The sequence below is a fragment of the Edaphosphingomonas laterariae genome, from assembly GCF_900188165.1.
GTDB classification, from domain to species: domain Bacteria; phylum Pseudomonadota; class Alphaproteobacteria; order Sphingomonadales; family Sphingomonadaceae; genus Sphingomonas_E; species Sphingomonas_E laterariae.
Window position 1 is genome coordinate 1 of the sequence record NZ_FZOS01000019.1, and the last position, 18,922, is coordinate 18,922.

Genomic DNA, 18,922 nt, shown 5'->3' on the forward strand with positions numbered 1-18,922 from the left:
CCCGTTACGACAAGCTCGCCGCCAACTTCCTCGGCTTCGTCAAACTCGCCAGCATCATGCTCTGGATCAAATAATTAAATCGTCACTACAGCCTAAGCTCTTTGTTTGCCGCGCTTTCCGAGTCAGCAGGTGATTCCACCTGCTTAGAGCTCTAGCTATTCTCGCGCGGCGCGTAACGCCGCGCCGGCAGCGAAGGGCGTCAGCGCGACCAGCAGCAGCGAGGCGGCGGCGAGCAGCTTGAGGCCGCCATTGTCCTCGGCCGAGAGCGCGCCCGCGCCGAAGATCAGGATCGGCACGGCGAGCGGCAGCATGACGAGGCCGGCCAGCGCCCCCGCGCTGCGCAGGCCGAGGGTCAGCGCACTTGTCATCAAGGCAAGCGCGGCGAGCCCCGGCGTGCCGATGGCGAGGCCGAGTTCGAGGCGGACGAGTGTCGCCCCGTCGAGCTTGAGCAGGGCGGAAGCGGGCAGGGCCGCGATCATCAGCGGTGGCCCGAAGCTCAGCCAATGGGCGATCAGCTTCGCGGTGGCGACGGCTTCCTCGCTGATCCCGCGCGTCGCGAACTGATCGAGCACGCCTGCATCCTGATCGGGCGCGAGCAGGCGATCGACGGGAAGCAAGGCGGCGAGCAGCGCCGCCATCCACAATGCGCCGCCGCCGGTGGCGGCAAGCAGCGTCGCATCCGGCCCGATCGCGAAGGGGAAGAGCGTGGCGACGAGCAGGAAGAAGAGGAGCGGCAGGGTGGCGCCGCCGCCCCGGAAGGCGCGGGCGAGATCGCGGGCGAGGATGCGGGCGAGCGGGTTCATGCCCGAAACCGGATCGGCTGCGCGTCGTCCAGCCCCAGCGGCTGGTGGCTGGCTGCCAGGATGATGCCGCCCTGGGCGCGGTGTGCGGCCATGGTGGCGGCAAGCCGATCGAGCGACGCGGCGTCAAGGCCGTTGCCGGGTTCGTCGAGCAGCCAGATGTGCGCGCGGCCGGCGATCAACCGGGCGAGCCCGGCACGGCGCGCCTGACCGGTGGAAAGCATCCTGACAGGCACTTCGGCGATCGCGCCCAGGCCGACGGCATCGAGCCCGGCCGCCACCGCGTCGCGGCCCTGCCCGTCGACACCCGCCCAGAAACCCAGCGCTTCGCCCAGCGGCTTCAGCGGATCGAGCGCGTGGCGTTCATCGGCCAGCGCGATCGTGCCTTCGCGGTGGATCGCCCCGGCGGCAGGGGCGAGCAGCCCGGCGGCCATGCGCAGCAGGCTCGATTTGCCGGTGCCGTTGGGGCCGGTGATCAGTGCCGCATCGCCGGGGCCGAGCGCGAAGCTCAGCCCTTCGAACAGCAGCCGATGGCCGCGCAGGCAGGCGACGCCATCGAAGGCCAGCCGTGCATCCCCCCCGGCCGCCATCATCCGACGGCATCCTCCAGCGCGTGCATGTCGGCATCGGACAGGCCGAAATGGTGGCCGACCTCGTGAACTAGGACATGGGTGACGAGCGCTTCGAGGCTGACCCCGGTTTCCACCCATTCGTCGAGCAGGGGGCGGCGGTAGAGCATGATCCGATCGGGGAGCGCGGCAATGTCGCTGACCGATTTTTCGCCGATCGGCGTGCCATGATAGAGGCCGGTCAGTTCGAACGGATCCTCGATGCCCATGCTGTCGAGCGTGGCATCGTCGGCGAAATCCTCCACGAACAGGGCGACATTGCCCATATGATCGCGGAACGCCTGCGGGATGCGCGCCAGCGCCGCGCGGGCAAGCGCCTCGATCTGATCGGCGGAGGGGGCGAATGTCCCGGTCATGTTCGCGGCATATATGGGAAAGCCGTCGCTTCCAATCGTTCCAATCTCGTCACCCTGAACTTGTTTCGGGGTCCATTGACGTTACGGTGATTTTCGAATGGAGCGACAATGGATGCTGGATCAAGTCCAGCACGACGAGATTGAGAGGGATGCCATGATCGAAGCCCTGAGCGATGCCGAGCGCGCCGATGCGCTCGAGGCGCTGGACGAATGGGATTATGACGAAGCGCGCGATGCGATCACGCGGACCTTCACCTTCGCCGATTTCCCGCAGGCCTTCGCCTTCATGACGCGGGTCGCGCTCGTCGCCGAGAAGATGGACCACCATCCCGAATGGTCGAACGTGTGGAACCGCGTGGAAATCCTGCTGACCACGCATGACGCCGGCGGTCTTTCGACCCGCGATGTCGTGCTGGCCGAGACGATCGACGCGATGGTTACCGGTTCTTAACCATAAGGGGCGATTCTTGGCAGCATGACAGGCCAGGATCGCCCGTGACCGCGCCCTATCTCCGTGGGCCAGGATCGATCCGCACCGATCGCGAATCGGTGCGGGCGGCGATCGGCCGCGCCGCCGAACGGACGGGCGCGAACTTCACCTATCTGCTCAACCAGGCGAAAAGCGAAAGCGGGCTGAACCCCTTCGCCAAGGCCAGCACGTCGAGCGCAGGCGGGCTCTACCAGTTCATCGATCAGAGCTGGCTGGGCGTGCTCAAGCAGCATGGCGACAAGCATGGCTATGGCTGGGCGGCCGATGCGATATCGTGGCAGGGCGGGCGCTGGCGGGTCGATCCTTCGGCGCGGCAGGCGGTGTTCAACCTGCGCAACGATGCCGATGCCTCGGCCCTGATGGCGGGTGAATTCGCGCAGGACAATGCCGAGGGGCTGGCCGCCGCGCTCGGCCGCACGCCGACATCGGGCGATCTTTATTTCGCGCATTTCCTGGGACTGGCCGGCGCCAAGAAATTTTTGAAGGCGGCGGCCGCGAGCCCCGATGCGCCCGCCGCATCGGTTTTCCCGCGTGAGGCGGCGGTCAACCGCTCGATCTTCTACAACCGCGCCGGCGAAGCGCGCAGCCTGGCGCAGGTCTATGCGCTGATGGCGAAGAAGGTCGACGGGCCGACCGAGATCGCACCCGCCGGCAACCGGATGGATACGCCGTTGCAGATGGCGGCGCTCGATATGTCGGCGGGGGTGCGGATGACCGGCACGCCGCTAGCCGCCACGCCGCCGGCGACTTCGGCGGATGTACGGCTCGTCGATCTGCCGGCATCGATCGCGCCGCAGGCACCGTCGCGCAATGGCACGACCGATGCGGCGCCGTCCGACACGATGATGGCGCTGGCCGATCGCGCCGGCGTGAACGTGCTGCGGCCCAACCCGCAATTCGCGGCGCTCGCTTATCTGCTGGTCGCCTCACCCTTCGACACGGATGGCGACCGCGACGAACGTCGCGCGATCTGACGCCGCCTCGCGCTCGCTATCGCTCCACCTGCGCCAGTTCCACCGGCGGCGGGCCATCGAACATCGGCCGATCCTCGGCGCCCGCTGGCTCCACCGGATCGGCACCGCCCGCGCTCCAGGCCAGCGTGACGGACATGCGGCGGTTGCGCGGATCATAGAGGTTCGACGGCACATAAGGTTCGCGCGAGGCAACGCCTTCGATCCGGGCGAAGCGATCGCCGATCACGCCCGACGATCCGAGGGCCGACCGGGTCGCCTCCGCGCGCGCGGTCGATAGCGTCCAGTTGTTCACGCTGCGCCCGGCGGCATAAGGCAGGGCATCGGTGTGGCCGCGCACGATGATGTCGTTGGGCACCGCCTGGATCAGCTTGGCGACTTCGCCGACCAGCTGGCGGGCATCGGGCAGCAGGCTATCGGTGCCGATCGAGAACATCGCGAAATCGGCCTCGTCCACCAGGTCGATGCGCAGCCCCTCCCGCGTTTCGGTGAAGCGGATATTCTTGTGCATCCGCGCCAGCCGGGGATCGGCCTTCATCCGCGCCTCAAGCTGTTTCCTGAGCGCGGTGAAGCGCGCGCGATCGCGGCTGCGGATCGCGGCCGCGCCTTCCTTGGCGCCGCCCGTGGCGTCCTTGGGAATGGTCAACCCACGGCTGCCGGTCTGCGTCGCGGCATGGGGATAATTGTCCTTCGCGACGATCGAATCGCCGCCGAACGGTCCGTTGGAACCCGCGCTCTTCTGCCGCATTTCGACCAATGTGGGCGAGAAATAGTCGGCGATGCCCTTGCGCTGCTTCTCGGTCGTCGCACCCAGGATCCACAGCAGCAGGAAGAAGGCCATCATCGCCGTCACGAAATCGGCATAGGCCACTTTCCAGGCGCCGCCATGGTGGCCGCCATGGCCGCCATCGACGATCTTCTTGACGATGATGATCGGGCGCGGTTCCGGCTCGTTACGGCCGCGCTTGGCGTTGGTGGCCATGGCTTAGCGGCCGCGCATGCCATCGAACACGTCGGCGAAGGCCGGCTGGTTCGAATGGCTGATGCTGGAGCGCGCGGCTTCGATCACCAGCGGCAGCGGGTGGCCGTGCAGCGAGGCGATGATGATCTGCTTCACGACATGATAGATCGCGGCGTCGCTTTCGATCACCTGCCGGCAGCGGCTGGCGAAGGGGCCGACGATGCCATAAGCGAGAAGCACGCCGAGGAAGGTGCCGACGAGCGCGGAGCCGATCATGCCGCCCAGGATCGCCGGCGGCTTGTCGATCGAGCCCATCGTCTTGACCACGCCGAGCACGGCCGCGACGATGCCGAGCGCGGGCAGTGCGTCGGCCAGGTTCTGCAGCATGTCGGCCGGGCGGATCTCGTCATGATGGTGCGTCTTGAGCGCGTTATCCATCACCTCCTCGACCGCATGGGGATCGAGCGTGCCCGACGAGACGACGACGAGGCGCAGCGTATCGGTGATCAGGTGGACCAGCGTCTGGTCCTTCATCAGCTTGGGATATTCCTGGAAGATGTTGGAGGATTTCGGATCCTCGATATGCGGTTCCAGCGCCACGGGGCCATCGGTGCGCAGCATCTTCATCAGGCTCGACACCAGGAAGATGACGTCCAGATAATCCTTCTTGTTGTAGCGGGTGCCCTTGAACACCTTGCCCAGGCCGCCGCCCAGTTGCTTCAGTTCCTTCATCGAATTGCCGGCGATGACCGCGCCGAGCGCGGCGCCGCCGATGATCAGCATTTCGTGGGGAATGGCGTGGAAGACGGGGCCAAGATCGCCGCCGGTGATGGCGAAGCCGCCGAAGACCATCGCCAGCAGGACCACCAGACCGATTGCCGCGAACATGCACACCCCCACGAAGCCACAGGCGGAGCAGGAGCCGATCGCGATTCCTGGTCCTTTCAATGAGGGTTAACGGCGGGAATTCCGGGTCTTTATGCTTAAGCTGACGTTAGCCGAAAATAATTGACGGTGCAGGGCATCAGCCCAGCAGGTCGAACAGCGTCTGCCGGTTGATCCGGGTGAACACGGCCTGCGCGGCTTCCAGCGACAATTGCTTGGCCTGCAGCTTGGCGACGGTTTCCGGGATGTCGGTATTTTCCAGCTTGCCGCGCTCTTCCGAATGGACGAGCCCCGAACTGGCGAAGCGTTCGCGCGCGCTGTCCAGCCGCGCCGCGCGCACGCCCTGATCGCCGCGCACGATCGCGGTGTTGTCGACGGCGAGCAGCACCTCGTCGAGCGCGATGGTGCTCGCGGCCTCGCGTTCGGCCTTGTCGGTCAGTTCGATGGCGTCCGCCGCCCCGCTGATGATCGCGGCGAGGCCCTTGGGGCCGCTCGCGGTCTGGAGGTTGGTGAACATGCCGTCCTGCGGCACCGACGGCGCGATGAACACGCCCGGGCCGATCGGCACGGCCAGCGGTGTGCTGTCGGGAAACAGCAGCTGCCCGCGCGAATCCTTGGTCTGCGCGATATCGCCGATTTCGGCCGCGATGCTGCGCAGTTCGACGGCGAAGGCCTTGCGATCGGCATCGTTATAGGTGCCGTTGTTGGCGAAGGTCATCAGCTCGCGCGCGCGATCGAGCATCGATGTGATGCCCGACAGCGCGGAATCGGCGCGGGTGGCGAGCGCGGAGGCGGCGTCGATATTCTTGGCCCACACCCCCTCGTTCGCCTGCGCGCGGCGGATGTCCGCCACGCGGGCGGAGGCGGCGGGATCGTCCGATGGGCGCTGCAGCCGCGTCTCGTTCGAGATGTCGGACTGGGCACGGGCGATATCGGCGGCGAGCTTCTGCTGGCGGTTGATTTCCGCCGAGAGATGGTAGCGGGTGCTGTTGATCATCGCCGATACGCCTTCAGAACAGATCCAGGATGGATTGCATGGTTTCGCGCGCGACCTGAATGATCCGTGCGGAGCCGTTATAAGCCTGCTGGAACCGGATGAGTTCCGCCGCCTCGCGATCGAGGTCGATGCCGATCACCTCGTCGCGCGATTGGAGCGCGGCATCGCGGCGCGTGCCGGTGACGTCGGCTTCGGTGCGCGCGGAGGACGTGGCCTGCGCATGACCGGCGACCAGCGCCGCCATCCGGTCCTCGGCACCGCCGGCGCGCAAATTCTGCAGCGCGATCAGGTTGCCGTTGGCGGTGACGGTGGTGCCGTCGGTCGACGCGGCGGGCACCGCATCGGGATCGGTGATGGCAAGCGCGATCGAGGCGGCCGCGCTGCCCGTGGCGGCGACGCTCATCAGCGGCTGGCCGGGATTGCCCGCCGCATCGAGGCCGGCGGCGGACCAGGTGTTGACCGTCGCGGCGAAGTCGGCGGCGATCGCATCAAGGCTGGCGCGACGATCGGCAACCGTGGCGGACACGTCGATCAGGCCGCCGATGCTGCCACCGGGCATGCCGATCGGCTGGGTGCCGCCATCGACCGAGGCGAACAGGGTGAGCGTGCCATTGGCCGCCTGCGCCACCGCGATCGGATTGGGGATGACGCCATCGACGAGCGAGGATTTGCTGTTGCGCGCCAGCTTCAGCGTGACGGTGCCGTTGGTGCCGAAGCTGGCGTCGATATCCAGCCGCGAGCTCACCTCGTCGATCAGCTTGTCGCGCTGATCGAGCAGGCTGGCATGGGATGCGCTGCCGGGTTCCGAACGGAGCAGCGCGCCGTTCAGCTTGGCCAGTGCTTCCAGATTGCCGTTCACCGCATCGACATTGGCCTGCGCATCCTTGGCGATGCCTTCGGCCGTGCGGGTCAGGCCCTGCGCCGTGGTGCGGAACGCGGTGGCGGTTTCGTCGAGCGCGGACAGCAAGGCGCGGCGCGGCATGGCGTTGCCCGGATCCGCCGCCAGCGCATCGGCGGCGTTGTAGAAGGCGGTCAGCCGCGCGCCGATGCCCGCATCGCCATCGTCGAGCGCGCTTTCGGCGGTTTCCAGCCATTGCGCGCGCGCGGCGGAGCGGCCGGCTTCGGCGCTGGCGACATGCACTTCCTTGTTGCGGAACTGATCATAAGCGCGGGTGATCGCGGTGATCTGGGTGCCGGCGAACACGGTTCCGCTGCGATAGGTGGGGTGCATCGGCAGCGATGCCACCTGTTCGCGCTGCGCCGTTCCGCGGCGCGCGAAGCCCGGCGTTTCCGAATTGGCGACATTGTCGCTGATCGCGGAAAGCGCGGTCTTGTAGGCGGAGATGCCCGAGGCACCGATGCTCAGAAGGTCGCTCATTTGCCAGTCTCTACGGCGGGGCCATCCGAATCTTTAGAAAGTGTTGCGATCGCCGTGGCGACGGGCTTGGGCGCGAACTGCGTCAGCAGCATCTCCGCGATGCCGAGCGCGCCCTTTTCCGCCATGGAATCGGCGGTGCGCGCATCGGCCATGTCGCGAAACTGATCGCCGGCGGTGGAGCCGAGAATATCCTCGCCCAGGCTCGCCGAACGCATCGACGAGATCATCTGGCGGAGGAAGACCGCCTCGAACGCCTGCGCCGCTTTCTTGAGCCCCGCCTGATCGGTGGGCTTGGGCGCCAGGCTGACGCCCGATGCAAGTGCGATGGGTGTCGTCATAGCACGATCAGCTCCGCCTTCATCGCGCCCGCCTGCTTGAGCGCTTCGAGGATGGCGACCAGATCGGCCGGCGAGGCGCCGATCGCGTTCACCGATTTCACGATGTCGGCAAGGCTGGCGCCGGGCCGGAAATCGAACATCGGCCTGCGTTCTTCCTCGACCGCGATGGTGCTCGCCGGTTCGAGCGCGGTCTGCCCGCGCGAGAAGGGGGCGGGCTGGACGATGGTGGGATCCTCGTCGACGCGCACGGTGAGCTTGCCGTGGCTGACCGCCGCCGGCGCGATGCGGACCGCGCCGTTGATGACGACGGTGCCGGTGCGGGCGTTGACGATCACGCGGGCGGGGGCGTCGGCCGGATCGACGGGCAGATTTTCGATCTGGCCCATCAGCGCGGTGCGCGCTTCGGCGCCGGCCATCGCGCTGATTTCGATCGTCACGGCATCGATGGCGCGGGCGCGGCCCGGCCCGATCGCGCCGTTGATCGCGCCGGCGACGCGGCCGGCGGTGGTCAGGTCCGCCTCGGCCAGGTTGAAGATCAGCGCCGGGCTGTTGGCGAAGCCCGCGTCGACCGCGCGCTCGACCGTGGCACCGCCCGGAATGCGGCCCGAAGTGGGGATGTTGACAGTCAGCTTGGAACCATCGGCGGCGTCGATGCCAAGGCCGCCCACCGCCAGATTGCCCTGCGCCATCGCATAGATCTGGCCGTCGGCGCCGGATAGCGGCGCCATCAGCAGCGTTCCGCCGCGCAGCGACTTGGCCTTGCCCAGCGCCGACACCGTGATGTCGAGCCGCTGGCCCGGCTTGGCGAAGGCGGGCAGTTCCGCCGTGATCATCACCGCCGCCGCATTCTTGAGCTGCGGGTTGATCCCGGCCGGCAGGTTGAGGCCGAAGCGCGATGCGACGCCCTTCATCGCCTGCGTGGCATATTCCAGGCTGTCGTCGCCCGTGCCGGCGAGGCCGACGACGATGCCATAGCCGGTCAGCTGGTTGGGGCGGACGCCCTGGAAGGTGCCGAGATCCTTGATCCGTTCGGCATAAGCCGGCGCGGTGCCAAGGAGGAGGGCGGCAAGCCCGGCGAGGAGGAAACGGATCATGGCTCCAGGCATCCTCAGAAGGGGCTGATGATCGAGAAGAACTGGCTGAGCCAGCCCGGCTTGCTAGCCCGCGCGACATCGCCCTTGCCGGCATAGCTGATGCGGGCATCGGCGACGCGGGTGGAAAGCACGCGGTTGTCGGTGCTGATGTCGGCGGCGCGGACGAGGCCGGAAATACGGATCATTTCGTCACCGCGATTGAGCGTCAGCAGCTTTTCGCCGCGCACCAGAAAGGTGCCGTTGGGATAGACGGCGGCGATCGTGACGCTGATTTCGCCCGACAGCGCGTTCGACTGGGTGGCGGCACCCTTGCCGTCGAACTTCGCGCCGCCGCTGGCGGTCACGTCGGACGGATCGAAGAAGGAGAGCGGCCCGGTCGTCGGCGGGGTCAGGCCAAGGCTGCCCGAACGATCGGTGTTGGCGGCGGCGCTCTTGCTCGCCTGCGTGCGTTCGACCAGCAGGATCGTCAGCACATCGCCGACCATCGAGGCGCGCGCGCCGCTGGTCAGCGCGGCATAGCCGTTCGCGGCCTGGAAGATCGCCCCATTGGCGGGCGGCGGCGGCGGCGGCGGCGCATAAGCCGGCGCATAATCGGGCTTCGGCTTCTTGGGGCCGAACAGCCCGGCCGTGGCGGGCGCGGCACCGAGGCCGAGCGAGACGCCGGCGGCGACCGCGATGGCGAGGGCGCGACGCATCCGATCAGAACTGCTGGTTGACATATTGCAGCATCTCGTCGGTCGCCGAGATCATCTTGGAATTGACCTCATAAGCGCGCTGCGTCTCGATCATGTCGACCAGTTCCTCGACAACATTGACGTTGGACGCTTCGAGCGAGCCCTGGCGGATCGACCCGCGCCCATCGAGCCCGGCGGTGCCGACCTGCGGCGCGCCCGAGGCAGGCGTCTCGCCCATCAGGTTATTGCCCATCGATTCCAGCCCGGCGGGGTTGGTGAAGCGCGCGGTTTCGATGCGGCCCAGTTCCTGCAATTCGGTCTGCCCCGGCAATTGCGCGGAGATCGTGCCATCGGTGCCGATGGTGATCGATTGCGCGCCTTCGGGCACCTGAACCTGCGGGATCAGCGGCATGCCATCGTCGGTGACGATGGTGCCGTCGGCCGACAGCTTGAAATCGCCCGCGCGGGTGTAGCCGGTGCGGCCATCGGGCAGCTGGATCTGGAAGAAGCCCGACCCCTCGATCGCCATGTCGAGCGCGCCGCCGGTCGTCTGCAAGGTGCCCTGCGTGTCGATCTTGGCGGTGCCCTTCACCTGCACGCCCGAGCCGAGCGAGGTGCCGGTGGCATATTTGTTGTCGGCCGAAGACGGGGCGCCGGGCGCCGTCATCGCCTGATAGGCCAGCGTTTCAAAGCTGGCGCGGTCGCGCTTGAAGCCGGTGGTGTTCACGTTCGCGAGGTTGTTCGCGATCACGCGCATCCGCAGGTTCTGCGCATCGAGCCCGGTGCGGGCGACGTGGAGGGCGGCGTTGGTCATCGTTGGCTATCCTTCGCGTTCGCGCTCAATCGGGCAGGCGCATGAGATCCGCGGCCGAGCTGTCGAGCTCCTTGGCGGTGGTGACGAGCTTGATGTTCATTTCCCACGATCGGCTGGCGTCGATCATGTCGACGAGCGCCTGGGTGGCGTTGACGTTGGATCCTTCGAGGCTGCCGGCCTTGATCCGCGCGAACGGATCGGGCGGCAGCGCGCCGCCGTCGCGGACGCGGAACAGACCGTCGAGGCCCTTGGCGATCTGCGATCCGACGGGGCTGACCAGCTTGAGCCGATCGAGCGGCTGCATCGGCTGGATCGGGTCCGCGCCTTGCGGGCGATACCAGATCTGCCCCTGTTCATCGATCTTGAGGTCGTCGGCCGGCGGCACGGTGATCGGCCCGCCATCGCCCAGCACCGGCGCGCCATCGCCGGTGGTGAGAAGGCCGCTCGCCGCGATCATCAGGTCGCCGCGCCGGGTATAGGCCTCCTCGCCATTTTCGGCCTGAACGCCAAGCAGCGCATCGGCTTCCAGCGCGATATCGAGGTTGCGGCCGGTTTCGGTGATGACGCCGGCGCGCATGTCCGCCGTCACCACTTCCTCGGACGAAGGGGCCCGGCTCTCGAACCCCTCGCCCTTCAGCCACAGCGGGCGGACCGACGCCATTTCGGCGCGGAAGCCCGTGGTGCTGGCGTTGGCGAGGTTGTTCGCCGTCGTCGCCTGGCGCGCCATCGCGCCACGCATCGCCGAAAGCGAACTGTAGATCAGCCGGTCCATGGCGTCTTGCCCCTAGCCCCCTGCCTTAGTTGCGCAGGTTGATGATCGCCTGGGTCATCGTGTTCGCGGTTTCGATGGCCTTGGCGTTCGCCTGGAAGTTGCGCTGGGCGGAGATCAGCGCGACCAGTTCCTCGGTGATGTCGACGTTCGAGCGTTCGAGCGCGCCCGACTGGATCGTGCCGAAGCTGTCGGCGGATGCGGTGCCGACGATCGGATCGCCCGATTCACCGGTGACCGTCCACTTCGCGTCGCCGATCTGGCGCAGACCCGAAGGGTTGGCGAAATTGGCGAGGATCAGCTTGCCGAGCGGCTGGGTTTCGCCGTTCGAGAAGCTGGCGGTGACCAGCCCGTCGGGCGCCACCGTCACGCCGTCGAGCTGGCCGGCGGCAAAACCGTCCTGGCTGACCGACGAGATGGTGAAGGGCGCGGAGGCCTGCTTCGTGGAAAGGCCGAAATCGATGCTCATCGACAAGGGCGCGATGGCGCCGACCGGCTGCGCATCGGCATATTGCACCGGGTTCAGCGGCCCCTGGATCTGGCCGGCGTCATTGAAGGTCAGCGTCAGCGGCGTCGGCGGGGTGGGGTTGGCCGGATCGGAACTGATTTCCTGATCGCCGATGAACAGGCGCGCTTCCCACTGGCTGGTGGGATCGGCCGAGGTCGGCAGCTTGGTGCGCGTGAAATAGAGCGTCGCCGGCAGCGCGTTGCCCACCGCGTCATAGACGGTGGTCGCGGTCGACTGGTTGTAGCTGTTCGGATCGAAACGGCTGAATTCATACGGCGTGTCGACCGTATAGGCCGGACGGGCCGAAGGCAGGTCCGCGCTGACCGGCAGCGTCACCGCCATCTTGAGCAGGCTGGTCGCCTTGGGCTGGCCCGAGGTGAGCGGCAACTGCAGGTTGCGGGTGGCATCAAGGCTGGTGGCCGTCACCGAACCGCGGCTGTCGACCGGCAGCACCTGCAGGAAGGCGCCCGACGAGTCGGTCACGAAACGCTCCTTGTCGACCGAGAAGGTGCCGTTGCGCGTGAACGCGACCTGGCCGCCGGTGATCCCCGAACGGGTGACGAAGAAGCCCTGACCGGACAAAGCGAGATCGAGCGCGCGATCGGAGGTTTCGAACCCGCCCTGCGTGAACTGCTGGGTGATGGCGCGCAGGCGCGTGCCCTGACCGGCGATCGCGGAGGATTGCAGCGGCGCGGCCGAGATGATGTCACCGAATTCGGTCTTGCTCTTCTTGAAGCCCGTCGAGCCGACATTGGCGACGTTGTTGGACACGACCGAAAGATCGGTCTGCGCTGCCTTGAGGCCGGAAAGCGAGGTGTAGAAGGACATTGCGGGTCTCCGTCAGGAAATCTGGAACAAGGTTGGCGGCCGTCAGGCGAGCCGCATCGCCTCTTCGGGCTTGACGATGCCGAGCGGCGTGATGAGCTGGGCCGCGCCGCCGGCGGCGGGCGACTGGACGCCGTTGATCATCGTCCAGCTGGAAATGGTGGTTTCCATCGCGCCTTCGGCGCCATAGGCCGTCACCATCACCTTCAGCGGGCCGGTGGCGAGGCTGTTGCCGTCTTCATCCTTGGCATCCCAGCTATAGCCGAGCGTGCCCTTGCTCTCGGCGCCGAGATTCTGGGAATGGACGACCGCGCCCGACGCATCGACGAGGTCGATCTGCACGTTGGTCGCGTCCTCGGGCAGTTCGGCCTCGAAGGCGTAGCTGCCATCGGCCAGCGGCGTCGCGGTCGACGATCCGACCAGCGCGGCCTTGCCGATCCAGGTGGCGACATTGCCGATCCGCGCGGAGGCGAGGTCGTCCGCCATGGATTTCAGGCTCTGGTTCATCTCGGCGATGCCCGAAACCTGCGAGAATTGCGCCATCTGCGCGACCATCTGGGTGTTGTCGACCGGATCGAACGGATCCTGCGTCTTCAACTGGGTGGTCATCAGCGTCAGGAACGAATTCTGGTCGAGCGTGCCATTGGGCGCCGCCTTGGCGCCGCCCGACCCCAAGGTGTCGAGATAGCCCTGTCCGGTGATCGAGGTCATTTGCCGAGCCTCAAGGTATCGAGGGTGAGTGTTTTGGCGGTCTGCAGAACCTGGACGTTGTTCTGGTAGGCCCGGGCCGTCTCCAGCATCTCGACCATTTCGGCCGCGCTATCGACGTTGGCTTCCCAGACATCGCCATTGGCATCCGCCAGCGGGTGATCGGGGGAATGCTTCTTCACCGCCTCGCTGGCCGATGTCTGGATCGACTGGACCTGGACGGTGGCAACGCCGGCGCGATCGGTGACGGGCATGAACACCGGCTTCAGCGCCTTGAACGCCGATTCCTTGTTGCCCGACACCGAACCGGCATTGGCGAGGTTGGAGGCGGTGGTGTTGAGCCGCACCATCTGCGCGGACATCGCGCGGCCGGCGATGTCGAAAACCGAAAGCGGGTTGGCCATCGTCATTCGCCCTTCAGCGCCGTCATCAACGTGTTGATGCGGCCGTTGAGGAAGGAGAGCGTGGTGCGATACTGCACGGCGTTCTCGGCGAAGATGGTCTGCTCGGTCGACAGCTCGACGGTGTTGCCGTCCTGCGTCGGCTGCACGGGCACGCGATAGCCGACATTGGCGGCGGTGGCGGCATCGGTTGCCGTGCCGCCCTGCGCCATGTCGAGCGCCTTGGTGAAATCAAGGTCGCGCGCCTTGTAGCCGGGCGTCGAGGCGTTCGCGATGTTCGAGGCGAGCATGGCGAGCCGCTGGCTGCGAAGCGCCAGCGCGTCCCCATGAACACCAAAAACCGTATCGGACGTCACCATGACGAACTTTTCCTCTAAAAGTATCGGAGGGGCGGTCGTTCCTTGCAGTGTCGGCACGGCGCCATTCCGGTCGTGCCGCTATCAGCAAAGGCCGTGCCAGAACGGGAAAACACCGGATTTCTGCGGGTCTGTGCGGATGGCGCAGGGGCGCCCGGCAAGCCTTTGCCGGGGGCGGCAATTTTTTGCCGCTCGACCGGCAATCCCATGGATCGGGGCCGGATCGGGCGGGCGGGACCGGCACCAGATGGTTTTTCTCGAACAGATCGGCCGCTTTTTCGACCCGCTTTCGCTGCTGATCGTGGTCGGCGGCGCGCTTGTCGTCGCATGGCTGCGGTCCGCGCGCGGGGAGGCGGCGGCCGCCTTCGCCGCGCTCGGGCCCCTGTTGCGTGCCGATCCCGAGGCGGATGCCGCCGCTGCCGTGCGTGTCGCCAATGCGATCGAGGCCGTGGCGCAGGCCAAGGGGCTGGCCTGTGCGGATCGCGTCGAAACCGCGGGGCGATTTCTGCGCCAGGCCGCCTTTCAGCTCGCTTCCGCCCCCACCGCCGAAAGTTTCGCGATCTGGGCGGATCGCGAACTGGAGGATCGCCGCCGTCGCCATGCAGCCGCCAGCGGCTTCTGGAACGCGGTGGCCGATACCGCACCGGCGATGGGCATGATCGGCACGATCATCGGCCTGATCGGCATGTTCGCGCAGATGGACGATCCCGCGCGCATCGGCCCGCATATGGCGATGGCGCTGCTCACCACGCTTTACGGCATCCTGCTGTCGAGCGTGATTGCCGGGCCGATCGCCGCGCGGCTGGAACGGCTGTCGGAGGCGGAACTGGCCTGGCAGCTGCGCGTGCTCGATCGTTTCACCATGCTGGCGCGGGCCGAACTGGTGCCGCTGCGGCCGGTGCTGCGGGCCGCTTCGTGACGGCCGCGCGCAGCCCCCGCTGGGCGGTGAGTTTCGCTGACCTTTGCCTGTTGTTGCTCGGCTTTTTCATCCTGTTGCAAGTGCGGAACGATCGTCCCGATCTGCTTTCGGCGGGGCTGCGTTCGGCCTTCGGCACCGCGCCGGCTGAGGGCGTGGCCGGCGCCACCCATCAGGCCGCCGCGCTGTTCCAGCCGGGGGAGGCGGTGCTGACCCCGGCGGCGAGTGCAATGCTGCGGGGGCTGGGCGCCCGGGCGCGTGCCGATCGCAAGGCGCTGCGTATCATCAGCCAGGGCAGCGACGGCGGCGCGCGGCGCTTCGACCGGTGGGAACTGGCCGCAGCGCGGGCGGCGGCGATCGGCCGGGCGGCGAGTGCCGGGGGGCTGGCCGAGGGGGATATCGAGATCGCCCTGCCGACGACGCAGGAAAGGGCCGGAAAGGGGCAGAACATCACGCTTCTGCTGGTGCCGGCGGGTTGATTGGCGCGCTTCTTGCGTATGTCGTGCTGAATCAACGGGATTGAGACGATGCAACGCAATTTGACCCTGATCGGCCTGACGCTGGCCATGGCCTGTCCCGCTTATGCGCAGGTGGGGCGGCTGGAAAATCTCGACGCGCTGGAACGGCGGCTGGTGATTTCGCTGGGGGCCGATATCGGCCAGCCGGGCGGCCCCGTCGCCCCGCTCGATCGGCGCATGAAGCTTGCTGCCTGCCCCGGCGCGGCGGTGATCGAGCCGCCGGTGGCGGGCGCGGCGGTGTTGCGCTGCGTGGAAATCGGCTGGCGCATCCGCGTCCCGGTGGCGGCGGGCGGCACGATCCGGCAGGCGCAGGCCATGCCGGCGGCGCGGCCGGCACGTCAGGCGCCGGTGATCCGGCGGGGCGATCCCGTCGAAATCCGCGCGGAACAGGCCGGTTTCGTCGTTTCCAACCAGGTGATCGCCGAACAGGATGGTGCGCCGGGCGAACGGATTCGCGTGCGTTCCGGCGTGAAATCGGCGCCGATCATGGTGGAAGTGGTCGATTTTGGTGTGGTTCGCGTTCCCGGCATTTAAAGAAAGTTGCGGGCTGCCGTTATAGGCAGATATGGACCGAACCATGTGGGCCCGAAGGACGGAAAGATGATCGACAGCATCGGACCAAAAGCGACGGGAAGACCGGAGGCAGGCCGCACCGGCGGCGTGCAGCGCGGAAGCGCCGGCGGCAAGGTTGCCGCGGTGCCGGCGGTTGGTGGTGCCGAAGAGGCGCCGGCGCCCGCCAATCCGGCGAAGGAGATGGCCGCCACCGGCGCGCCCATCGATCACGCGCGCGTGCAGGAAGTGCGCGCCGCGATCGCCAACGGCGCCTATGCGCTGGAAGTGAAGGCGATCGCCGCGAAGATGATCGCCCTCGATCTGCCGCCGCGCGGATGAGCCTGGCCGTCGTCGAACGCCTGATCGACGCGGCGCGTGGGCTGACCCGCGCGCTCGACCTGCATGATGTCGCCGCGATCGAGGCGGCCACTGCCGATTTCCGCGATGCCACGGCCGCCGTCCAGGCGACGGGTGGTTGGCGCGAAACCCCCGAACTCAAGGCCCGCATCGCCGAAGCGATGGCCGAGGCCGATGCCGCGCGGCTGCGCTCGGCTTATTATGGCGATGCCACACGTCGCCGGCTGGAAGGTCTGGCCGCTTTGGGCGCCAATATTCCGGCGCCCATCGCCTACGGCCGCCGCAAGGCCTGACGGCCCCCTCTGACGGCCCCCCGCCTGCCGGCGGTTCCTGTTTGATTGCCGCGCGGTCCCCAGCCCCGGCTACCCCATATCCCCGCAAATATCGGCCTGCGACCTGGCTTTCGGCGCGGCCCGACATATCATGCGGGTCATGGTTAAAATTGGCACGACCCTTGCTTCTTTCTCACCCGAATATCCGTGGGAAGACGCATGGCGACCAACGCTTTGAACAAGACCATCTGGGCCGATGCCGGCAAGAGCGCGATCCTGCCCTTCGCGACATTGATGCTGGTCGGCCTGATGATCGTGCCGGTGCCGTCGCTGGTGCTGGACATCGGCTTCATCACCAACATCATGATCAGCCTCGCCGTGCTGATGGTCGCGCTCAACGCCGCCAAGCCGCTCGATTTCTCGTCCTTCCCCACGGTCCTGCTCTTCGCCACGCTGCTGCGCCTGTCGCTCAACGTCGCGTCGACCCGCGTCGTGCTGGTCGACGGGCATGAAGGCGCGGACGCCGCCGGCCATGTCATCGAAGCCTTCGGCCATTTCCTGATCGGCGGCGACTGGGCGGTCGGCATCTTCGTGTTCGCCATCCTGATGATCATCAACCTGGTGGTCATCACCAAGGGCGCGGGCCGCGTGTCGGAAGTGTCGGCGCGCTTCACCCTCGATGCGCTGCCCGGCAAGCAGATGGCGATCGACGCCGATCTCAATGCCGGCCTGCTCACGCCGGACGAAGCCAAGGCCCGCCGGGTCGAGGTGGCGACCGAGGCCGATTTCTACGGATCGATGGACGGTGCCTCCAAATTCGTGAAGGGCGATGCCGTCGCCGGCGTGCTCATCCTCGTCATCAATATTCTGGGCGGCCTGATCCTCGGCGTGATGAGCCACGGCATGTCGATGGCCGATGCCGCCGCCGCTTATGTGCAGCTTGCCATCGGCGACGCGCTGGTCGCGCAGATCCCGGCGCTGCTGCTGTCGATCGCCGCCGCTGCCATCGTGACGCGCGTGTCTTCGCCCTTCGACCTGTCCGGCCAGATCACCAGCCAGTTCGGTTCGGCCAAGGCGTGGGCCCCGGTTGCCGGCATCCTGTTCCTGCTCGGCGTGATGCCGGGCATGCCGCACTTCATCATCCTGCCGGCGGCGGGTGTCGCCGGCTGGGTCGCTTGGCGGTTGCGCAAGCAGCCCGCGAAGGAAGCCGCCGCGCTGGCGGCCGCCGAAGCCGAAGCGGCGGAAAGCGCCGCGGCCGAACCGGTGCCCTCGACGATCGGGTGGGACGAAGTGTCCGACGGCGCGGTGCTCGGCCTCGAACTCGGCTACGGCCTGATCGCGATGGTGGACGAACGCAAGGGCGCGCCGCTGATGGCGCGGATCACCGGCATTCGCCGCCAGCTCAGCCGCGAACTGGGCTTCGTGGTGCCGATGGTGCGCGTGCGCGACAATCTGGCGCTGGAACCCAATGCCTATCGCATCACCGTGGCCGGCGTGATCATGGGCGAGGATGAATGCTGGCCCGAAGACCTGCTCGCGCTCGACAGTGGCGCGCTCGAAGGGCGGGTCGAAGGGCGTGAGGTGCGCGATCCGAGCTTCGGCCTCGAAGCGGTGTGGATCGCGCCCGACAAGCGCACCGAAGCGGTGGTGGCGGGCTATACCGTCGTCGATCCGGCGACGGTGATCGCCACCCATCTCAACCAGATCATCGCCAATGCCGCCGCCGATCTGTTCGGCATGGACGAGGCGCAGAAGCTGCTCGACGCACTGAAGGAAAGCGCGCCGCAGCTCGTGCAGGGGCTGACCCCCCAGCCGCTGACGCTGGGCCAGATCGCCGGGCTGTGCCGTGGCCTGCTGGCCGAAGGCGTGCCGCTGAAGGATTTCCGCCGCATCGCCGAGGCGATGGTCGAATCCGCGCGCGAAGAGGCCGATCCGTCGGCGATGCTGGAAGCGGTGCGCATGCGCATCGGCCCGATCATCATCCAGACGCTGGTGCCGATCCGCATGCCATTGCCGGTGGTGACGCTGGATGGCGGGCTGGAGGCGCTGCTCGCCCAGGCGGTGCGCGCCGGGCCCAATGCCAGCCACCCGTTCGAGCCGGGGCTGGCCAACCGCGTCGTCAGCGCGGTGACGGAAGCCGCGCAGCCGCTGCTCGCCGAAGCACGCCAGTTCGCGATCGTCACCTCGCCACTGGCGCGGCGGCCGCTCGCCCGGCTGCTCAAACCCCATCTCGCCGACGTGCCGATCCTCTCCTTCCTCGAAATCCCGGACGGCAAGCCGGTCGAGGTGGTGGCGGTCGTCGGCGGCGCCAATCAATCCGCAATGCCCGAACTGGTCCGCTGAGGATGGTTCG

Annotated in this window: 24 protein-coding genes; 8 read left to right on the forward strand and 16 right to left on the reverse strand. The window is 67.4% G+C overall.

Going from position 1 to position 18,922, the window contains the following annotated elements:
- Positions 1–155: 155 nt before the first annotated feature.
- The 3 genes from CHB74_RS14905 to CHB74_RS14915 are packed head-to-tail and all read right to left on the reverse strand — an operon-like array spanning position 156 to position 1,785.
- A complete protein-coding gene (locus CHB74_RS14905) occupies positions 156–803 on the reverse strand; it encodes a heme exporter protein CcmB (RefSeq protein ID WP_089220437.1) in 648 nt (215 codons plus the stop codon).
- The gene (gene ccmA / locus CHB74_RS14910) at positions 800–1,393 is read right to left on the reverse strand and encodes a heme ABC exporter ATP-binding protein CcmA (protein ID WP_089220438.1); all 594 of its coding nucleotides are present in this window, start codon (positions 1,391–1,393) and stop codon (positions 800–802) included. Before ccmA ends, CHB74_RS14905 begins: the two co-directional genes overlap by 4 nt.
- Entirely contained in the window at positions 1,390–1,785 is a 396-nt protein-coding gene (locus tag CHB74_RS14915; protein WP_089220439.1) for a metallopeptidase family protein, read from the reverse strand. Before CHB74_RS14915 ends, ccmA begins: the two co-directional genes overlap by 4 nt.
- A gap of 154 nt (positions 1,786–1,939) precedes the next feature.
- Between CHB74_RS14915 and CHB74_RS14920 the strand changes: the two genes are divergently transcribed.
- Together CHB74_RS14920 and CHB74_RS14925 are read left to right on the forward strand one after the other, a co-directional pair.
- Positions 1,940–2,236 carry a 4a-hydroxytetrahydrobiopterin dehydratase gene (locus CHB74_RS14920; protein ID WP_089220509.1) on the forward strand — a complete coding sequence of 99 codons (297 nt, stop codon included), beginning with the start codon at positions 1,940–1,942 and terminating at the stop codon, positions 2,234–2,236.
- Between the two features lie 44 nt (positions 2,237–2,280).
- Positions 2,281–3,249, forward strand: a complete 969-nt coding sequence (locus tag CHB74_RS14925; RefSeq protein ID WP_089220440.1) for a hypothetical protein — start codon at positions 2,281–2,283, stop codon at positions 3,247–3,249.
- A 16-nt stretch (positions 3,250–3,265) separates the two neighbouring features.
- Here the strand turns inward: CHB74_RS14925 and CHB74_RS14930 are convergent, their stop codons facing one another.
- The 13 genes from CHB74_RS14930 to flgB form a co-directional block, all read right to left on the reverse strand.
- Positions 3,266–4,228 carry a flagellar motor protein MotB gene (locus CHB74_RS14930; protein WP_089220441.1) on the reverse strand — a complete coding sequence of 321 codons (963 nt, stop codon included), beginning with the start codon at positions 4,226–4,228 and terminating at the stop codon, positions 3,266–3,268.
- Positions 4,229–4,231: 3 nt separating this feature from the next.
- Positions 4,232–5,095 (reverse strand): flagellar motor stator protein MotA, encoded by an 864-nt coding sequence (motA, locus tag CHB74_RS14935; protein WP_089220442.1) that lies wholly within the window; start codon positions 5,093–5,095, stop codon positions 4,232–4,234.
- 136 nt (positions 5,096–5,231) lie between these two features.
- Positions 5,232–6,089 carry a flagellin gene (locus CHB74_RS14940; RefSeq protein ID WP_089220443.1) on the reverse strand — a complete coding sequence of 286 codons (858 nt, stop codon included), beginning with the start codon at positions 6,087–6,089 and terminating at the stop codon, positions 5,232–5,234.
- Positions 6,090–6,102: 13 nt separating this feature from the next.
- Positions 6,103–7,467, reverse strand: coding sequence for a flagellar hook-associated protein FlgK (gene flgK, locus CHB74_RS14945; protein ID WP_089220444.1), 1,365 nt, complete (start codon positions 7,465–7,467; stop codon positions 6,103–6,105).
- Positions 7,464–7,805 (reverse strand): rod-binding protein, encoded by a 342-nt coding sequence (locus CHB74_RS14950; RefSeq protein ID WP_089220445.1) that lies wholly within the window; start codon positions 7,803–7,805, stop codon positions 7,464–7,466. Before CHB74_RS14950 ends, flgK begins: the two co-directional genes overlap by 4 nt.
- Complete coding sequence (locus tag CHB74_RS14955; protein WP_089220446.1) at positions 7,802–8,899, reverse strand: flagellar basal body P-ring protein FlgI; 1,098 nt, start codon at positions 8,897–8,899, stop codon at positions 7,802–7,804. Before CHB74_RS14955 ends, CHB74_RS14950 begins: the two co-directional genes overlap by 4 nt.
- A gap of 14 nt (positions 8,900–8,913) precedes the next feature.
- On the reverse strand, positions 8,914–9,594 hold the full coding sequence (locus CHB74_RS14960; protein WP_089220447.1) for a flagellar basal body L-ring protein FlgH: 681 nt from the start codon (positions 9,592–9,594) through the stop codon (positions 8,914–8,916).
- A 4-nt stretch (positions 9,595–9,598) separates the two neighbouring features.
- Complete coding sequence (gene flgG / locus CHB74_RS14965) at positions 9,599–10,387, reverse strand: flagellar basal-body rod protein FlgG (protein ID WP_089220448.1); 789 nt, start codon at positions 10,385–10,387, stop codon at positions 9,599–9,601.
- A gap of 25 nt (positions 10,388–10,412) precedes the next feature.
- Positions 10,413–11,159 carry a flagellar basal body rod protein FlgF gene (locus CHB74_RS14970; protein WP_089220449.1) on the reverse strand — a complete coding sequence of 249 codons (747 nt, stop codon included), beginning with the start codon at positions 11,157–11,159 and terminating at the stop codon, positions 10,413–10,415.
- Positions 11,160–11,184: 25 nt separating this feature from the next.
- Complete coding sequence (locus tag CHB74_RS14975) at positions 11,185–12,492, reverse strand: flagellar hook protein FlgE (protein WP_089220450.1); 1,308 nt, start codon at positions 12,490–12,492, stop codon at positions 11,185–11,187.
- Positions 12,493–12,534: 42 nt separating this feature from the next.
- Entirely contained in the window at positions 12,535–13,200 is a 666-nt protein-coding gene (locus tag CHB74_RS14980) for a flagellar hook assembly protein FlgD (RefSeq protein ID WP_089220451.1), read from the reverse strand.
- Complete coding sequence (gene flgC, locus CHB74_RS14985; protein WP_425442295.1) at positions 13,197–13,601, reverse strand: flagellar basal body rod protein FlgC; 405 nt, start codon at positions 13,599–13,601, stop codon at positions 13,197–13,199. The genes CHB74_RS14980 and flgC overlap by 4 nt, the downstream gene beginning before the upstream one ends.
- A gap of 2 nt (positions 13,602–13,603) precedes the next feature.
- Entirely contained in the window at positions 13,604–13,957 is a 354-nt protein-coding gene (flgB, locus tag CHB74_RS14990; protein WP_089220453.1) for a flagellar basal body rod protein FlgB, read from the reverse strand.
- A gap of 244 nt (positions 13,958–14,201) precedes the next feature.
- On the opposite strand from flgB, the gene CHB74_RS14995 reads away from it, so the two are divergent.
- The 6 genes from CHB74_RS14995 (at position 14,202) to flhA (ending at position 18,912) form a co-directional block, all read left to right on the forward strand.
- Positions 14,202–14,873, forward strand: a complete 672-nt coding sequence (locus CHB74_RS14995) for a MotA/TolQ/ExbB proton channel family protein (protein WP_089220454.1) — start codon at positions 14,202–14,204, stop codon at positions 14,871–14,873.
- Between the two features lie 80 nt (positions 14,874–14,953).
- Positions 14,954–15,349 (forward strand): OmpA family protein, encoded by a 396-nt coding sequence (locus CHB74_RS15000; RefSeq protein WP_342746605.1) that lies wholly within the window; start codon positions 14,954–14,956, stop codon positions 15,347–15,349.
- Positions 15,350–15,397: 48 nt separating this feature from the next.
- A complete protein-coding gene (locus CHB74_RS15005) occupies positions 15,398–15,922 on the forward strand; it encodes a flagella basal body P-ring formation protein FlgA (protein WP_089220456.1) in 525 nt (174 codons plus the stop codon).
- Positions 15,923–15,988: 66 nt separating this feature from the next.
- Positions 15,989–16,279, forward strand: coding sequence for a flagellar biosynthesis anti-sigma factor FlgM (locus CHB74_RS15010; RefSeq protein ID WP_089220457.1), 291 nt, complete (start codon positions 15,989–15,991; stop codon positions 16,277–16,279).
- Positions 16,276–16,590 (forward strand): hypothetical protein, encoded by a 315-nt coding sequence (locus CHB74_RS15015; protein WP_089220458.1) that lies wholly within the window; start codon positions 16,276–16,278, stop codon positions 16,588–16,590. The genes CHB74_RS15010 and CHB74_RS15015 overlap by 4 nt, the downstream gene beginning before the upstream one ends.
- Positions 16,591–16,788: 198 nt before the next feature.
- Positions 16,789–18,912, forward strand: a complete 2,124-nt coding sequence (gene flhA / locus CHB74_RS15020) for a flagellar biosynthesis protein FlhA (RefSeq protein ID WP_089220459.1) — start codon at positions 16,789–16,791, stop codon at positions 18,910–18,912.
- Positions 18,913–18,922: the final 10 nt, after the last annotated feature.

Excerpts from the sequence above, each read along its gene's own strand:
- CHB74_RS14905 (WP_089220437.1), bottom strand. The coding sequence starts at position 803 with ATGAACCCGCTCGCCCGCATCCTCGCCCGCGATCTCGCCCGCGCCTTC.
- ccmA (WP_089220438.1), bottom strand. The coding sequence starts at position 1,393 with ATGATGGCGGCCGGGGGGGATGCACGGCTGGCCTTCGATGGCGTCGCC.
- CHB74_RS14915 (WP_089220439.1), bottom strand. The coding sequence starts at position 1,785 with ATGACCGGGACATTCGCCCCCTCCGCCGATCAGATCGAGGCGCTTGCC.
- CHB74_RS14920 (WP_089220509.1), top strand. The coding sequence starts at position 1,940 with ATGATCGAAGCCCTGAGCGATGCCGAGCGCGCCGATGCGCTCGAGGCG.
- CHB74_RS14930 (WP_089220441.1), bottom strand. The coding sequence starts at position 4,228 with ATGGCCACCAACGCCAAGCGCGGCCGTAACGAGCCGGAACCGCGCCCG.
- motA (WP_089220442.1), bottom strand. The coding sequence starts at position 5,095 with ATGTTCGCGGCAATCGGTCTGGTGGTCCTGCTGGCGATGGTCTTCGGC.
- CHB74_RS14940 (WP_089220443.1), bottom strand. The coding sequence starts at position 6,089 with ATGATCAACAGCACCCGCTACCATCTCTCGGCGGAAATCAACCGCCAG.
- flgK (WP_089220444.1), bottom strand. The coding sequence starts at position 7,467 with ATGAGCGACCTTCTGAGCATCGGTGCCTCGGGCATCTCCGCCTACAAG.
- CHB74_RS14950 (WP_089220445.1), bottom strand. The coding sequence starts at position 7,805 with ATGACGACACCCATCGCACTTGCATCGGGCGTCAGCCTGGCGCCCAAG.
- CHB74_RS14955 (WP_089220446.1), bottom strand. The coding sequence starts at position 8,899 with ATGATCCGTTTCCTCCTCGCCGGGCTTGCCGCCCTCCTCCTTGGCACC.
- CHB74_RS14960 (WP_089220447.1), bottom strand. The coding sequence starts at position 9,594 with ATGCGTCGCGCCCTCGCCATCGCGGTCGCCGCCGGCGTCTCGCTCGGC.
- flgG (WP_089220448.1), bottom strand. The coding sequence starts at position 10,387 with ATGACCAACGCCGCCCTCCACGTCGCCCGCACCGGGCTCGATGCGCAG.
- CHB74_RS14970 (WP_089220449.1), bottom strand. The coding sequence starts at position 11,159 with ATGGACCGGCTGATCTACAGTTCGCTTTCGGCGATGCGTGGCGCGATG.
- CHB74_RS14975 (WP_089220450.1), bottom strand. The coding sequence starts at position 12,492 with ATGTCCTTCTACACCTCGCTTTCCGGCCTCAAGGCAGCGCAGACCGAT.
- CHB74_RS14980 (WP_089220451.1), bottom strand. The coding sequence starts at position 13,200 with ATGACCTCGATCACCGGACAGGGCTATCTCGACACCTTGGGGTCGGGC.
- flgC (WP_425442295.1), bottom strand. The coding sequence starts at position 13,601 with ATGGCCAACCCGCTTTCGGTTTTCGACATCGCCGGCCGCGCGATGTCC.
- flgB (WP_089220453.1), bottom strand. The coding sequence starts at position 13,957 with ATGGTGACGTCCGATACGGTTTTTGGTGTTCATGGGGACGCGCTGGCG.
- CHB74_RS14995 (WP_089220454.1), top strand. The coding sequence starts at position 14,202 with ATGGTTTTTCTCGAACAGATCGGCCGCTTTTTCGACCCGCTTTCGCTG.
- CHB74_RS15005 (WP_089220456.1), top strand. The coding sequence starts at position 15,398 with ATGCAACGCAATTTGACCCTGATCGGCCTGACGCTGGCCATGGCCTGT.
- CHB74_RS15010 (WP_089220457.1), top strand. The coding sequence starts at position 15,989 with ATGATCGACAGCATCGGACCAAAAGCGACGGGAAGACCGGAGGCAGGC.
- CHB74_RS15015 (WP_089220458.1), top strand. The coding sequence starts at position 16,276 with ATGAGCCTGGCCGTCGTCGAACGCCTGATCGACGCGGCGCGTGGGCTG.
- flhA (WP_089220459.1), top strand. The coding sequence starts at position 16,789 with ATGGCGACCAACGCTTTGAACAAGACCATCTGGGCCGATGCCGGCAAG.